The sequence below is a fragment of the Rhizobium sp. ZK1 genome, assembly GCF_047782645.1.
Taxonomy (GTDB): domain Bacteria; phylum Pseudomonadota; class Alphaproteobacteria; order Rhizobiales; family Rhizobiaceae; genus Rhizobium.
Window position 1 is genome coordinate 36,101 of the sequence record NZ_CP180587.1, and the last position, 12,747, is coordinate 48,847.

Consider the following 12,747-nt stretch of genomic DNA (forward strand, 5'->3'; position numbering starts at 1 on the left):
CCGACACTTTGCGGCGTCTTGATTCGACGATACGTCCAATTTACTGCCGAAAATAAACCAGTGTAATCCAGATCCTTCAACCTGCGAAGGAGCTCAGCTTCTTCAAAAGATCGGTGGAGATCTCGAATTGCCGCGCGGTTCCCCGACCCATGGAATTCGTCACCATCGCCTCATTCAGCATTCCCCGCTTTACGAGAAGATTGACCGTCTCCTTCGCCCCACTTCGTGTCAATTCCGTAACTTCGATTATATTTGAAAGAGTTAGTTTCTTATGGGCCAAACTCATAGTGTAGAGGATGGTCATCATGCCGATCTGCTTCAGCCGTGCCTGCGGGGTCTCGTCTTCAAGCGGATGATCAAGGATCTCATGAAGGATGAGTCCGGAGAAGGCGAGGTTGTGCCACTGTGTCTTGAGCGCTCTTGTCATGTTATTTAACTGTGTTATATACGTCAATTAAAAGGCGCTTCGTTGGAGCTGGACAGTGCTTCCGCAAAGGGCCGCTATCGCCTCGGAGGGTCAATTCCATGAAAAGCCTTCTGCTGAATATCCTGCTTTCGATCTCGTGCATGTTACCATCCTACCTGATTTCCACCAGCAATGCGCGGGCTGATGATTGGGGATGCCAGGTTATCCTGTGCCTTTCCAATCCAGGGGGGCCAAGCCAATATGCGGAATGCCGGCCTCCGATCCAGAAACTCTGGAGTGAGCTTGCAAAGGGCCACTCGTTTCCAACGTGCAGCGGCGTCGGGTTTCATAGCTCGCGCCCCGGTTACGAGCCCTATTATTGCGATGCTGGCTATCGGTTGTCGAGCAGCTACGGGCCACGGGTTCAGGAGGCAACCTGTGTCTCAACCTCGCTTCAGCATGTGAGCAGTTCGCTTTGCTCCTATGATCGCGATAATTACGGCGGGGTAAATTCGGTCCTGTCACCACGTTGGCAGCGCGAAGGCGGCCGACTTCAATGCATGGGTTATCCGATCGCGCGCCCGAACATGCGGCCGCAGCCGCACTACGTCGACGTGACTATAGACGGCGTCGGCCAGCGGCGCGTCTGGTACTAAGCGATGAGTGCCGCGTTCGTCGACATCGCTCGGAGCTGCGCACCGATGGTTCAGGTGGAAATGCTCGCCGGCGTCGTGAGCCTGGAGAGCAAGTTCCTTCCCTTAGCCATCCGCATCAACAGCGGCGTGCCTCTTGCTGCGCAGCCAGCAAGCAAGGCTGAGGCAATCGAACTGGCCACGTCCTTGATTGCCGATCACCAGGATATCCAGATCGGACTTGGCGGGATCGATGTCGAGAAACTTCGGAAACTGAACCTCTCCGTTTCTGACGCCTTCGACCCGTGCCTGAACCTCAAGGCGACTGCGAGCCTTCTCGAGGGCTACTACCATCTCGCTTTGAAAGTCGGTGCCGTTCCGGCACAGGCGGAGAATGTGATGCTGCAGTCCTACTACGGACGAGACGATCCGAGCGTTGGGGCGATCGTCAAATATGACGAGCAGGTGCGCAGGGAAGCAAAGCGGCTTTCCCCGACACTCACATCTCTCAACATCGGGGAACCCGATGAGGATGGCGCCCACGCCGGGCGACCTCGCGATCAACCAGCTCAGCCTCTCCCAAGGCAAGTCTCAAAAGCCGAAGCAGCCGCATCATGGGACGTGTTCAGTCCCAGACGGCGATCGTCGGTTCTCGTTTTCCAGAATGACTGATTGGAGCAAAGCGAATGAATTCTCGAACCAGCCTTCGACCCCTTGCCGCCTCAACGCTCATGGCGTTGACCATCATTGCCTGCTTGGTCGAGCCGGCCTTTGCCCAATCCGCCGGCATCGAGACTGTGCTGCAAAATATCGTCACCATGCTCACAGGCAATATCGCCCGCCTGCTGGCTGTGATCGCGGTAATCATCATCTGCATCGCCTGGATGTTCGGCTACATGGATCTCCGCCGCGCCGGCTTCTGGATCATCGGCATCGGCGGCATTTTCGGTGCCACCGAACTGGTCAATACCATCGTCGGTGGCTGACCCCGATGGCGAGCGCTCCCACCCTTGAGGAAGACACTTTGTTCCTGGCCTGCACACGCCCGGCAATGATTGCCGGTGTGACCATGGAAGCGATGGGTATCAACATCATGCTGACCACCATTCTCTACATCACCGCCGGGTCGATCGCCTACGCTTTCGTCGGTGTGGTCTTTCATCTCGTCTTCCAGGCGCTCGTCAAGCATGACCACAACATGTTCCGCATCCTGCTCGCCTGGATCGCGACCCGAGGCCGGTCCCGCAATGCCTCCTATTGGGGCGGCGCTACTCTCTCGCCTCTGACGCTTGTCCGACGTTACGACGAAAGGGACCTGAGCCTTGGCTAGCATAGCGACACTACGCTCCCGCGAGCTTGGGCCTGAGACCTTCATTCCTTATGTGCGTCACGTCGACGAGACGACCGTCGTGCTCGATTCTCGCGCGTTAATGACTGTGTTGGTGCTTGAAGGCGTTTCCTTCGAGACCGCCGATGTTCGGGATCTCAATGGTCTGCATCGCAGCCTGAACACGCTCTACCGCAACATTGCCGACGATCGGCTGGCGCTCTCGACGCATGTCATTCGCCGGCGCGACAACGACTATCCGGAGGGACACTTCGCCAATCGCTTCTTCGATGGTCTCAATGCAAAATATCGCGCGCGGATGGTGCATGAGGAACTTTTTCGCAACGACCTTTATCTGACCCTCGTCTGGTATCCGAGCCGCGACACTGCCAACAAAGCCGCCAATCTTCTCTCTCGTCTGCGCAAGGTGCGCCGATCCAGCATCGAATTGGACGAGACGGCGCTTAAGTACCTTCACGACAAGGTGGTCGACGTCACCGCCGGATTAAAGAGCTTTGCGCCCCGTGTCCTTTCCCTTTATGACCAGGACGGCATCCTGTTTTCCGAGCCGAGCGAGTTTCTCCACCAGCTCGTCGGCGGACGCCGGGAGCCGCTGCCCCTGACCGAAGGGCGGATCTCGTCGGCGATCTATTCGGATCGGGTGATCTTCGGCCGCGAGACGGTCGAAATCCGCCATGAGGCGGAAACAAGGTACGCCGGTATGTTCGGTTTCAAAGAATATCCGGCAACCACGCGCACCGGCATGCTCGACGGCATCCTGACCGCCCCCTTCGAGCTCATCCTGACGCAGTCCTTTGCCTTCACGTCGAAGGCGGATGCACGCACGATCATGGGCCGCAAGCAGAACCAGATGATGAGTGCCGGCGATAAGGCAGCGTCCCAGATCGACGAGCTCGGCGAAGCGATGGATGATCTGGAGTCCAACCGTTTCGTCCTAGGAGAACATCATCTTAGCCTCACAATCTTTGCGTCGTCGGTCCAGGAACTGACCGATCATATGGCCAAGGCACGCGCGCATCTCACCAGCGGCGGCGCGGTCGTCGCCCGCGAGGATCTCGGGCTCGAGACCGGCTGGTGGGCGCAACTGCCCGGCAACCTCCGCTATCGGGCGCGCTCGGGAGCGATCACCTCCCGCAACTTCGCGGCACTTTCGCCCTATCACTCCTATCCGACCGGCCAAAAGGACGGCAACGAGTGGGGACCGGCGGTCGCGATGCTCAAAACAGCCTCCGGATCGCCATTCTATTTCAATTTCCATCACAGCGATCTCGGCAATAGCTTTGTCTGTGGCCCATCCGGTACAGGCAAGACGGTGCTCCTGAACTTCATGCTCTCGCAGCTCGAGAAGCATGACCCGCATATGGTGTTCTTCGACAAGGACAGGGGAGCCGACCTGTTCGTTCGTGCCGCCGGCGGCACCTACCTGCCGCTGAGGGACGGTGTTGCGACCGGCTGCGCACCGCTGAAAGCGCTCGACCTGACCGCGGAGAACAAGATCTTCCTTGCGCGCTGGATCGGCAAGCTGGTGGGAGCGGCGACACGGGAACTGACCGTCACCGAGCTGCGCGACATTGCCGCGGCCGTCGACGGTCTTGCCGATCTTCCTGTCGGGCGTCGTTCTATCGGCGCTCTGCGCACCTTCCTCAACAACGCCGATCCGCAAGGCATCGCCTCTCGGCTCCGGCGCTGGGAGCGGGGAGGACCGCTCGGTTGGGTATTCGACAACGAGGCCGACGACATCGGCATCGGTGCCAAGTTCATCGGCTACGACATGACCGACTTCCTCGACAACGAGGAGATCCGCACGTCGCTGATGACCTACCTGTTCTATCGCATCGAGCAGCTGATCGACGGGCGCCGCATCATCATCGTCATCGATGAGTTCTGGAAAGCACTGCAGGACGAGGGTTTTCGCGATCTCGCCCAGAACAAGCTGAAGACGATCCGCAAACAAAATGGCCTCATGCTGTTTGCGACCCAGAGTCCACGCGACGCGATAATCTCACCGATCGCCCACACCATCATTGAGCAGTGTCCGACGCAGATCTTCCTGCCGAATCCGCGCGGTGACCGCGCCGACTATGTGGATGGCTTCAAGCTGACGGAACGTGAATTTGAGCTGATCTCCCGCGAGCTTTCCGTCGAAAGCCGGCGGTTTATCGTCAAGCAGGGACACAACAGTGTCGTCGCCGAACTCAATCTCAACGGCTTCGACGACGAGCTCGCGATCCTGTCCGGCCGGACGGCGAATATCGAGCTGGCAGATGCCATCCGCGCCGAACTCGGCGAGGGGCGCGAGGATTGGCTTTCAGTGTTCCAGCAACGGAGGAGGGCAGGCTGATGCGGATGAAGACGATAAGGAACCTTATTCTGTTGATAGGTTTGCTGCTTTCCGTTGACCTTGCGCATGCTCAGGGGATCCCGGTCATCGATCAGTCGGCTATCGCCAAGCAGATCGAGAGCATCACGCAGCTCAAGTCTCAGCTGGATACCCTGAACCAGCAGCTGCAACAGGCACAGCAGCTTTATGGTTCGCTGAACAAGATCACCAACATGGCCGACGTCGCCAGTCTGCTGAACGATCCATCGATCCGCAAGGCGCTGCCGCAGGACTTCAATGCCATCGAGGGACTGTTCAAAGGGTCGGGGACCGGTGTCTTCGGTACCTCCGCCTCTAAATTCCTCCAGGACAATTCCAGCTATCGGACCGACGCGAATGATTTTTATGCACAGGAGCTTTCGCGCATCCAGGACCAGAACGCCGGGCAGATGAGTCTCGGCCAGCAGATCTATGACGCTGCCACCAAGCGCATCGATGGCATCGACCAGCTCCGCCGGCAGATATCAAGCGCCGCCGACGCCAAGGATATAGCCGATCTGCAGGCGCGCCTGCAGGCCGAAACCGCCTTCCTGCAAACCGACGTCCTTCGCATGCAGGGCCTGCAGATGGTCCAGCAGGCGCAGGTTCAGGTCGATGACCAGCGAAAGGCCGAGGACTGGCGCCAGCGAATGGACATTATGGGAGCGGCGCTGAAATGAAGTGGTTTTGTTTCGGTGTGGCGAACCTTCTCCTGTCGGCGTGCTCCCCTGAAAAGGAGAGAACATCAACCGTCGAGGAGCTGATTGCCGACGATGCCTTGCTGACGAAGATTATCGGAGAACGCCAAAACAATCTCGGAAAGCTCCGCGACACCCCCAATTGCCGCAATGCCGAGGCCGCTGATGGTAAGCTCTGTCTCGAACGCATGCGCAAGTCGCTCGGAGGCTGACCGATGTATCAGGTGTTCAGCTTTGTCGACGGCCAGTTCAAGGCGCCTCTAGAGAACTTCATTTCTTCTGCAACCTCGAACATCGCCAATTGGGTCGCCGGCCCGCTGACGGCAGCTTTGACGCTCTATGTCGTCCTCTATGGTTATCTGGTGCTTCGCGGCTCCGTGCAGGAGCCGATTCTCGAATTCGCCTTCCGGGCGATGAAGCTCGCCATCATCGTTATGCTGGTGAGGAACGCCGGCGATTACCAGACCTACGTCACCAACATCTTTTTCGACGCTCTGCCAAAGGAGATTTCGCAGGCGCTGAACTCAGGGATCGCGCCGAGCGCATCCACGTTCGACAGCCTCTTGGATAAAGGCCAGAAATGCGCCTACGAGATTTGGTCGCGTGCCTCCTGGCCGGTCGATATCGTGACCGGCGTTGGCGGCATGCTGGTGATCGGCGCTAGCTTCCTCGTCGCGGCAATCGGTTACGTCGTCTCGCTCTATGCGCGCCTCGCGCTCGCCATCGTGCTCGCGATCGGTCCGATCTTCATCGCACTCGCCATGTTCCAGTCGACGCGACGATTTACCGAATCCTGGATCGGTCAGCTCGCGAATTTCGTCATCCTGCAGGTGCTGGTCGTAGCCGTTGGCTCGCTGCTGATCACTTGTATCGACACGACCTTTACCGCAATCGAGGGCTATAGCGACGTCCTGATGCGTCCGATAGCACTCTGCGCCATCTGCATCGCCGCTCTCTACGTCTTCTATCAACTGCCCGGCATTGCCGCCGCGCTCGCCGCCGGCGGCGCATCGCTGACCTACGGTTATGGCGCGGCCCGTGATGCGCATGAGAGCACGCTCTCCTGGGCTGCGTCGCACGCGGTGAGGGCGGTCGGCCGAGGAACCAGTGCCGTCGGCCGCCGGCTGACACCGAGCCGGGCGGAATGACACCCTAAATATCAATGGAATTGGACAGGTTATTTTTAGATGTCCCGTATGCTTTTATCGCTTTTGCTGGCCGCGAGCCTCGCTAACTGCGGTTCGATCTCCCATCCTCTGTCAAAGTGTGACGGCTACTCCCGACGTCCGCTGAACCGCTCCATGTGGCAATGGGAAGACAACGAAAAAACAGATCGGTCGACGACCGGGGCCGTCGATGCGGGTCCGACAAGCCGTGCTGCCTCCTTTGCGCGGGAACCGGCCACCAAAACGCCTGCTGTCTTTGTGCAGTTCGACGTCGCCGGCTCCTTTCGTCCATGCGAGGGCAAATGACATGGTGAGCACGGATAGTCTGAAGAACTATTTCGAGAAGGCCCGCCGGTTCGATCAGGACCGGCTGATCCAGGTCGAGCGCTCCGCCCGGATCGCCTGGTTCGTCGCCATTTGCGCCGGTATCATCGCCGTCGTTTCGGTCTTTGCGATCGCCGGCCTCACACCTTTGAAGACGGTGGAGCCCTTCGTCGTGCGGGTCGACAATTCGACCGGCATCGTCGATGTCGTCTCAGCGTTGACCTCGACCGCAGGTACCTATGATGAAGCGGTGACGAAATATTTCGCGGCCAAATATGTGCGTGCCCGCGAGGGATATGTGTCGAGCGAGGCCGAGGAAAATTTCCGGACAGTGGCGCTGCTGTCGACCCAGCCTGAGCAGGCCCGATTTGCCGGCGCCTACCGCGGCAGCAATCCTGATTCGCCCCAGAATATCTATGGGCGGAGTGCAACCTCGCGGGTCAATATTGTGTCGATCTCGCTGATCAACGCCACTGTGGCCTCTGTTCGATATATGCGCACCGTCAAGCGCGGCGACGATCTGCACACCACGCATTGGGTGGCCACGCTCACCTTTTCCTATGTCAACGCTCCGATGTCTTCCACCGACCGGCTGGTCAATCCCCTGGGCTTTGTTGTCAGCGAGTATCGCGCCGATCCGGAGGCCATCAATTGAGACTGTATTTCCTCATTGGCTTTGTCCTGGCTGCTGGAGCTAGCTCACCGGCGCTTGCGCTCGACACACCGCGTAGTGCCTCACAGGATAGCCGCATCCGATTTGTCGACTATCAGCCCTACAACATCACGAAGATCGTCGGCACGCTTAGATCGTCCGTGCAGATCGAGTTTGCAGCTGACGAGGAGATCGCTCATGTGGCCCTGGGTAACAGCGTCGCATGGGAGGTAGCGCCCGCAGGCAACATCCTGTTCCTCAAGCCGCGGGAAAATCAGCCGGTGACGAACATCTCGGTCGTGACGATCAGGCGCGATGGCTCGACGCGCAGCTACCAGATGGAACTCACCGTCCGGGACGGAAGCGTCGAAGCTGGGCAGAACACCTACTTCTATGTAAAATACCGCTATCCAGCCGATGAAGCGGAGCGACGAAAGCAGGAAGCTGCCACTCGCGCCCAAGCAGCACAAGCCGGAGAAGCCGACCGCGTCTTGTCCCTCCATGAGGCCTATGGGCCGCGGAACTGGCGATACGCGGCGCAAGGCGCACAGGCGCTTGAGCCGCAAGCCGTCTACGACAACGGCAAGGTCACGACCTTCGCCTTTGTCGGCAACCAGGAAATGCCGGCGATCTACATGGAGAACTCCGACGGCACGGAAAGCCTGGTGTCGAAGTCCGTCGATGGCAATTTTGTGCTGGTTCACGCCATCAGCCGAAAGTTCATTCTGCGCCGGGGTGGCGATGTCCTCTGCATCTTCAACGAGGCCTATGATCGCGTCGGCATCAATCCCGATACGAATACGACGTCACCGTCGGTCGAGCGTGTCGTCAAGACAGAACGCCGGGTAGCGCAATAGGAGCTGACATGGCCGAGGAAGAAATCACCCAGATCCCTGGCGAGCGCGCCGAGACCTCGACTGGCCGGCGAGCAGACACCAATCCGATCTTCAAGCGCGGTGCGGTCGCTGTGGCGATCGTCGCCTTTTTAGCCTTTGCCCTCTGGTCGATGCGAGGGCAGAACAAGCCGTCAGATGGCACGCAACCCGAGCGGGTCGTCATCCGCCAGACATCGGATTTCGAGCCGGCCAAGGAACCGGTCCAGCCGGTGACGAGGCCAACAGAGGTCCAGCTACCGACACCCGCTGTCACCGAGAAGGCTCCTAGCGACGACGACAAGCTCTTTGACGCGGCGCGCCGGGCGCCAGTCATGGCTTACGGCGCCGAGAAAACGCCAGCCGCTAGGCGACAGCAAGACGATGCGAACACGGACCCCAACTCGAACTACGTTCCGCTCGGAAACACACCTGGCAGTTTTGCCGGGCAGGGTGAGAACGAAGATCAGCGCTTCAACCGAATGCTGACGCCGACGCAATTGCAGGGCTCGCGCGCCGGCACACTCGGCAATCGCGACTTCATTGTCGCCATGGGGACCTCCATTCCTTGTGTGCTCGAGATGGCGCTTTCTTCCGATCAGCCGGGATTCACCAGCTGCGTCATTAACCGGGATGTCCTTTCGGACAATGGCCGCGTCGTGTTGATGGAGAAGGGAACGCAGGTCGTCGGCGAATATCGCGGCGGTCTCCGTCGCGGCCAGAAACGTCTGTTTGTCCTGTGGAACCGGGCGAAAACGCCGAAAGGCGTAATCATCACCCTGGCGTCGCCCGCAACCGATGCTCTTGGTCGCGCCGGCGTCGATGGATATGTCGACACGCATTGGTGGGAGCGTTTCGGCAGCGCAATTCTTCTATCGATCGTCGGCGATGCGACCTCCTATGCCAACAGCCGGCTTCAGGACGGCGACGTCGAGGCGCAAAACACGACGAGCGCTGGTCAGCAGGCAGCGTCGATCGCCGTGGAGCAATCGATCAACATTCCGCCGACGCTCGAGAAGCACCAAGGCGCGCTTGTTTCGATCTTCGTGGCTCGCGATCTCGATTTCTCCGGCGTCTACCGGCTTCGCGTCACAGAACCCCGCAATCGCATATACGATCGCGCGGCGCTCGGCAATTTCAGCCCGGCTTCGACACTTGTGACAAAGTAGGTGCTGCGATGACTGAGGCTATAGACTCCGGCGTCGTGCGAGAATTGTTACTGCCGCTGTCGCGGTTCCTTCGAAACGAGACGCTCTATGAGGTTATCGTCAACCGCCCGGGCAAGGTCGTGACAGAGGGAGCAGACGGATGGCAAACCCACGACATGCCGGACCTATCCTACGACAGGTTGATGCGCCTCGCACGAGCGGTCGCGAGCTTCTCCAATCAATCGATCGACGAAACCCACCCGATCCTCTCGGCGACCCTGCCCGATGATGAGCGCATCCAGATCGTGATTCCGCCAGCGACAGCAACGGGAACTGTCAGCGTCACTATTCGTAAGCCGTCCACGGTGTTGCTCAGTCTCGATGATCTCGATTTCGGGGGATTGTTTGCCAAGGTCTCACGCGCGATAAGTGAGGATGACGAGGCGGACCAGAAACTATTGGAGTTCTATCGGATCGGCGCCTACAAACAGTTTCTCCGGGAGGCAGTGCTTGCGCGGAAAAACATTATCATCTCTGGCGCGACGGGATCGGGCAAGACGACGCTATCCAAAGCGCTGATCCGGTATATCCCAGATACCGAGCGGGTCATCTCCATCGAGGATACTCCGGAATTGGTGATCCCGCAGCCAAACCATGTCCGGCTCTTCTACTCGAAAGGTGGCCAGGGAACGGCCAAGATTGGCGCCAAGGACCTTCTCGAATCCTGCCTTCGCATGCGCCCGGACCGAATCCTGCTGCAGGAGCTTCGAGACGGAACGGCCTTCTACTATATCCGCAATGTAAATTCCGGGCATCCTGGCTCGATTACCACAGTCCATGCCGACTCCGCGCGTCTCGCCTTCGAGCAGCTGACATTGCTGGTGAAGGAGTCGGACGGCGGTGGCGACCTCGAACGGCACGACATTCGTGAAATGCTGACGATCGCGATCGACGTTATCGTCCAATGCAAACGTATCGACGGACGGTTTCGCGTGACCGAGATTTACTATCGTAACGCCTAAGAGAACGAAAGTAGCTGGTCGAAACCCAAAAGGGAGGAACCTCGATAGCTTGATTTGGCTGAACATTGGTGTTTAGCCGCGATCTCTTCTTGCACCGTTTGCGTTTGTGGGAGGACTGTCCCCTCCCACAGGCTCAAATCATGCCCCGAACTTCAGGTGGAGGAGGGGACTCCGGATGAGGAGCAACACTGGCATCCGCTGAACCAGTATGACAACAACCGCCTGACGCAGCGCGCAGAAGAAATCTGCTACCGGCTGTTTGATAAAGGGAAATCACCAATGGCCGTGGCACATTTAATGGGTATTTCACTGAAGGCCGCGCGTAAGCGACATGTGAAGTGGCAAGCAACCGGAGGCGTACATCGTCCAGTTGTTGACCTCTCAACTCTGCCGGAGCGCAAATTCTACCGCCGCATGGCGACGTCTAGGCGCGTGCGCCTTGAAGGCGCACAAATATTGACAATCTATGCAAGATTGCATATACTTCAACGAAAGATGGAGGCTGACGTGCCGAGCATGGCAAATGAAAATAATGAGCGTATGAGTCTAAGAGTTCCGGCTGAGGCTAAGGCTAAGCTGATACGCGCCGCTGCGCTTCGCAATACCGACCTGACCAATTTCGTCACACAGTCCGCGCTGCGTGAAGCGGATGCCGTGATCGAGCAGGCTCAATCGATCAAAGTCTCTGAGCGGGATTTCTTGCGCATTTTAGAGCTGCTGGAAAATCCGCCGGCACCTAATGAAAAATTGCGCGCTGCTGCACGTGCGTTACCTAAATCAGTATGACGGCTTGGCATGAAGAGGCGATCAGCAAGCATCATGATCGCAAAAATTTCGACTGCGGTGATGCTGAACTGAACGGTTTTCTGCAAAAATACGCTCGACAAAGCCACGACCAGGGCGGCGCGAAGACCTTTCTTGCGGTCAGCGATGACGACAACAAGCATATCTTGGGCTTTTACAGTCTTACCCCGACGTCAATCGATCCTGAGAAAGTGCCGGCTGCGGTGCGTAAGGGGCTTGGACGGCATGAGGTGCCGGGCTTCCGGTTAACCCGCCTTGCTGTCGATCTGCGCCAACAAGGAAAAGGCATCGGTGGTCAGCTCATGCTGGCGGCCGGCAGGCGTTGTTTGCGTGCAGCGTCGGAAGTCGGCGGCGTCGTGTTAGCTATCGATGCTAAAAATGACAGGGTAGCCGAGTGGTACAAAAGCTATGGCGCGATGCCACTCGTCGATTCCTCACTTGCGCTGGCGATACCGCTGACGACCATGGAGGAAGCACTGAAAGCGGCTGGACACACCCTGTAATACGCTATTGACAGGAGTGGATATGCAAGCTGATCTATTTCTGCTCCCCGACAGCACTCTCTTAATTCAATGCAAACCGCTCAATGATCTCGATCATCACCAGGTCGCGCAGGGCTCCTTCCGGCAGAAGCCCGGAAAACCAGGGCGGCAACCGTCCGTGCAGCCCGATTTTGTCTCCCCGCGAGGCGAGCCTTTCGCGTGTCCCTTGTTCGGAATCGGGATCATACCAGCCGAGACTGAGGATTGGCCTTGTCTCATCCCGCAGGAAGCTTTCCGCTACGACGAAGGACACCGCACCATCGGCCTCGCGCGTCAGGGTCCCGGCCCGGACGGCCCCACCTTCTGCATCGAGCATGAAGACGCCAAGAACCGCCGCTGCTTTCGCCATTACCCTTCCTTTGTCTCATCGTCGTCGAGGTCTATGAAGAGCTCGTCGAACGCTCTCGGAACGTCGGTCGAATGTCTTGGTGCAGGTATCTCATCGACCAGCTGCCGCACGCTTTCCATGCGCGATTTCGGGATCAGCACGGGGACGAGATCAAGCGTATCGCAGAGTTCGGCAAACAGAGTCAGGCGGTCCCTGCCCAAGCGATTGTTGGCAAGGTCACGTTCCAGTTCCGATATGCGTGCACGATTTCGGCAAGTCTCTCGGCGAGCGCCGGCTGGCTCAGGTCACGCTTTTTACGAGCTGCGAGCAGTTGTTCGCCCAATAACTGAAAAACGGTATTAATCATGCGGAATTCCGCAACGTATTTCGCAAATGTACGAAATTCCGCTCACATGCAGATCTGATGGGCTGCAACTCCTAGTACT

General features: G+C 58.3%; 19 protein-coding genes. 15 read left to right on the plus strand and 4 right to left on the minus strand.

Annotated elements, in window-relative coordinates:
* Positions 1-76 precede the first annotated feature (76 nt).
* Positions 77-427, minus strand: a complete 351-nt coding sequence (locus ACK9YZ_RS22780; protein WP_416067656.1) for a MarR family transcriptional regulator — start codon at positions 425-427, stop codon at positions 77-79.
* A gap of 98 nt (positions 428-525) precedes the next feature.
* On the opposite strand from ACK9YZ_RS22780, the gene ACK9YZ_RS22785 reads away from it, so the two are divergent.
* The 15 genes from ACK9YZ_RS22785 to ACK9YZ_RS22855 all read left to right on the plus strand — a co-directional run bounded on the left by ACK9YZ_RS22785 (position 526) and on the right by ACK9YZ_RS22855 (position 11,934).
* Entirely contained in the window at positions 526-1,062 is a 537-nt protein-coding gene (locus ACK9YZ_RS22785) for a hypothetical protein (RefSeq protein ID WP_416067657.1), read from the plus strand.
* Between the two features lie 3 nt (positions 1,063-1,065).
* Positions 1,066-1,710, plus strand: coding sequence for a type IV secretion system protein VirB1 (locus ACK9YZ_RS22790; RefSeq protein ID WP_416067658.1), 645 nt, complete (start codon positions 1,066-1,068; stop codon positions 1,708-1,710).
* Positions 1,711-1,724: 14 nt separating this feature from the next.
* Positions 1,725-2,024: a TrbC/VirB2 family protein gene (locus ACK9YZ_RS22795; RefSeq protein WP_416067659.1), complete on the plus strand. Its 300-nt coding sequence runs from the start codon at positions 1,725-1,727 to the stop codon at positions 2,022-2,024.
* A 5-nt stretch (positions 2,025-2,029) separates the two neighbouring features.
* Complete coding sequence (locus tag ACK9YZ_RS22800; protein WP_416067660.1) at positions 2,030-2,368, plus strand: type IV secretion system protein VirB3; 339 nt, start codon at positions 2,030-2,032, stop codon at positions 2,366-2,368.
* The gene (locus ACK9YZ_RS22805) at positions 2,361-4,727 is read left to right on the plus strand and encodes a VirB4 family type IV secretion/conjugal transfer ATPase (protein WP_416067661.1); all 2,367 of its coding nucleotides are present in this window, start codon (positions 2,361-2,363) and stop codon (positions 4,725-4,727) included. The genes ACK9YZ_RS22800 and ACK9YZ_RS22805 overlap by 8 nt, the downstream gene beginning before the upstream one ends.
* Entirely contained in the window at positions 4,727-5,425 is a 699-nt protein-coding gene (gene virB5 / locus ACK9YZ_RS22810; protein ID WP_416067662.1) for a P-type DNA transfer protein VirB5, read from the plus strand. The genes ACK9YZ_RS22805 and virB5 overlap by 1 nt, the downstream gene beginning before the upstream one ends.
* Positions 5,422-5,655: an EexN family lipoprotein gene (locus ACK9YZ_RS22815; protein ID WP_416067663.1), complete on the plus strand. Its 234-nt coding sequence runs from the start codon at positions 5,422-5,424 to the stop codon at positions 5,653-5,655. The genes virB5 and ACK9YZ_RS22815 overlap by 4 nt, the downstream gene beginning before the upstream one ends.
* A 3-nt stretch (positions 5,656-5,658) precedes the next feature.
* Positions 5,659-6,591 carry a type IV secretion system protein gene (locus tag ACK9YZ_RS22820; RefSeq protein ID WP_416067664.1) on the plus strand — a complete coding sequence of 311 codons (933 nt, stop codon included), beginning with the start codon at positions 5,659-5,661 and terminating at the stop codon, positions 6,589-6,591.
* 39 nt (positions 6,592-6,630) lie between these two features.
* Positions 6,631-6,915 carry a hypothetical protein gene (locus ACK9YZ_RS22825; RefSeq protein ID WP_416067665.1) on the plus strand — a complete coding sequence of 95 codons (285 nt, stop codon included), beginning with the start codon at positions 6,631-6,633 and terminating at the stop codon, positions 6,913-6,915.
* A gap of 1 nt (position 6,916) precedes the next feature.
* Positions 6,917-7,588: a virB8 family protein gene (locus tag ACK9YZ_RS22830; protein ID WP_416067666.1), complete on the plus strand. Its 672-nt coding sequence runs from the start codon at positions 6,917-6,919 to the stop codon at positions 7,586-7,588.
* Positions 7,585-8,442 carry a P-type conjugative transfer protein VirB9 gene (virB9, locus tag ACK9YZ_RS22835; RefSeq protein WP_416067667.1) on the plus strand — a complete coding sequence of 286 codons (858 nt, stop codon included), beginning with the start codon at positions 7,585-7,587 and terminating at the stop codon, positions 8,440-8,442. Before ACK9YZ_RS22830 ends, virB9 begins: the two co-directional genes overlap by 4 nt.
* A gap of 8 nt (positions 8,443-8,450) precedes the next feature.
* Positions 8,451-9,626, plus strand: a complete 1,176-nt coding sequence (virB10, locus tag ACK9YZ_RS22840) for a type IV secretion system protein VirB10 (protein ID WP_416067668.1) — start codon at positions 8,451-8,453, stop codon at positions 9,624-9,626.
* 8 nt (positions 9,627-9,634) lie between these two features.
* Positions 9,635-10,627, plus strand: a complete 993-nt coding sequence (gene virB11, locus ACK9YZ_RS22845) for a P-type DNA transfer ATPase VirB11 (protein ID WP_416067669.1) — start codon at positions 9,635-9,637, stop codon at positions 10,625-10,627.
* A gap of 495 nt (positions 10,628-11,122) precedes the next feature.
* Positions 11,123-11,413 (plus strand): DUF1778 domain-containing protein, encoded by a 291-nt coding sequence (locus ACK9YZ_RS22850; RefSeq protein ID WP_416068484.1) that lies wholly within the window; start codon positions 11,123-11,125, stop codon positions 11,411-11,413.
* Positions 11,410-11,934 carry a GNAT family N-acetyltransferase gene (locus ACK9YZ_RS22855; protein ID WP_416067670.1) on the plus strand — a complete coding sequence of 175 codons (525 nt, stop codon included), beginning with the start codon at positions 11,410-11,412 and terminating at the stop codon, positions 11,932-11,934. The genes ACK9YZ_RS22850 and ACK9YZ_RS22855 overlap by 4 nt, the downstream gene beginning before the upstream one ends.
* A gap of 61 nt (positions 11,935-11,995) precedes the next feature.
* Here ACK9YZ_RS22855 and ACK9YZ_RS22860 read toward each other — a convergent pair whose 3' ends face one another.
* The 3 genes from ACK9YZ_RS22860 to ACK9YZ_RS22870 are packed head-to-tail and all read right to left on the minus strand — an operon-like array spanning position 11,996 to position 12,668.
* Positions 11,996-12,322 (minus strand): HipA N-terminal domain-containing protein, encoded by a 327-nt coding sequence (locus tag ACK9YZ_RS22860; RefSeq protein WP_416067671.1) that lies wholly within the window; start codon positions 12,320-12,322, stop codon positions 11,996-11,998.
* Complete coding sequence (locus ACK9YZ_RS22865; protein ID WP_416067672.1) at positions 12,322-12,522, minus strand: hypothetical protein; 201 nt, start codon at positions 12,520-12,522, stop codon at positions 12,322-12,324. The genes ACK9YZ_RS22860 and ACK9YZ_RS22865 overlap by 1 nt, the downstream gene beginning before the upstream one ends.
* Positions 12,504-12,668 carry a hypothetical protein gene (locus ACK9YZ_RS22870; RefSeq protein ID WP_416067673.1) on the minus strand — a complete coding sequence of 55 codons (165 nt, stop codon included), beginning with the start codon at positions 12,666-12,668 and terminating at the stop codon, positions 12,504-12,506. Before ACK9YZ_RS22870 ends, ACK9YZ_RS22865 begins: the two co-directional genes overlap by 19 nt.
* Positions 12,669-12,747 lie beyond the last annotated feature (79 nt).

Bases quoted from the DNA above. Each gene is read 5' to 3' on its own strand.
- ACK9YZ_RS22780 (WP_416067656.1), bottom strand. From the start codon at position 427: ATGACAAGAGCGCTCAAGACACAGTGGCACAACCTCGCCTTCTCCGGA.
- ACK9YZ_RS22785 (WP_416067657.1), top strand. From the start codon at position 526: ATGAAAAGCCTTCTGCTGAATATCCTGCTTTCGATCTCGTGCATGTTA.
- ACK9YZ_RS22790 (WP_416067658.1), top strand. From the start codon at position 1,066: ATGAGTGCCGCGTTCGTCGACATCGCTCGGAGCTGCGCACCGATGGTT.
- ACK9YZ_RS22795 (WP_416067659.1), top strand. From the start codon at position 1,725: ATGAATTCTCGAACCAGCCTTCGACCCCTTGCCGCCTCAACGCTCATG.
- ACK9YZ_RS22800 (WP_416067660.1), top strand. From the start codon at position 2,030: ATGGCGAGCGCTCCCACCCTTGAGGAAGACACTTTGTTCCTGGCCTGC.
- virB5 (WP_416067662.1), top strand. From the start codon at position 4,727: ATGCGGATGAAGACGATAAGGAACCTTATTCTGTTGATAGGTTTGCTG.
- ACK9YZ_RS22815 (WP_416067663.1), top strand. From the start codon at position 5,422: ATGAAGTGGTTTTGTTTCGGTGTGGCGAACCTTCTCCTGTCGGCGTGC.
- ACK9YZ_RS22820 (WP_416067664.1), top strand. From the start codon at position 5,659: ATGTATCAGGTGTTCAGCTTTGTCGACGGCCAGTTCAAGGCGCCTCTA.
- ACK9YZ_RS22825 (WP_416067665.1), top strand. From the start codon at position 6,631: ATGTCCCGTATGCTTTTATCGCTTTTGCTGGCCGCGAGCCTCGCTAAC.
- ACK9YZ_RS22830 (WP_416067666.1), top strand. From the start codon at position 6,917: ATGGTGAGCACGGATAGTCTGAAGAACTATTTCGAGAAGGCCCGCCGG.
- virB10 (WP_416067668.1), top strand. From the start codon at position 8,451: ATGGCCGAGGAAGAAATCACCCAGATCCCTGGCGAGCGCGCCGAGACC.
- virB11 (WP_416067669.1), top strand. From the start codon at position 9,635: ATGACTGAGGCTATAGACTCCGGCGTCGTGCGAGAATTGTTACTGCCG.
- ACK9YZ_RS22850 (WP_416068484.1), top strand. From the start codon at position 11,123: ATGGAGGCTGACGTGCCGAGCATGGCAAATGAAAATAATGAGCGTATG.
- ACK9YZ_RS22855 (WP_416067670.1), top strand. From the start codon at position 11,410: ATGACGGCTTGGCATGAAGAGGCGATCAGCAAGCATCATGATCGCAAA.
- ACK9YZ_RS22860 (WP_416067671.1), bottom strand. From the start codon at position 12,322: ATGGCGAAAGCAGCGGCGGTTCTTGGCGTCTTCATGCTCGATGCAGAA.
- ACK9YZ_RS22870 (WP_416067673.1), bottom strand. From the start codon at position 12,668: ATGATTAATACCGTTTTTCAGTTATTGGGCGAACAACTGCTCGCAGCT.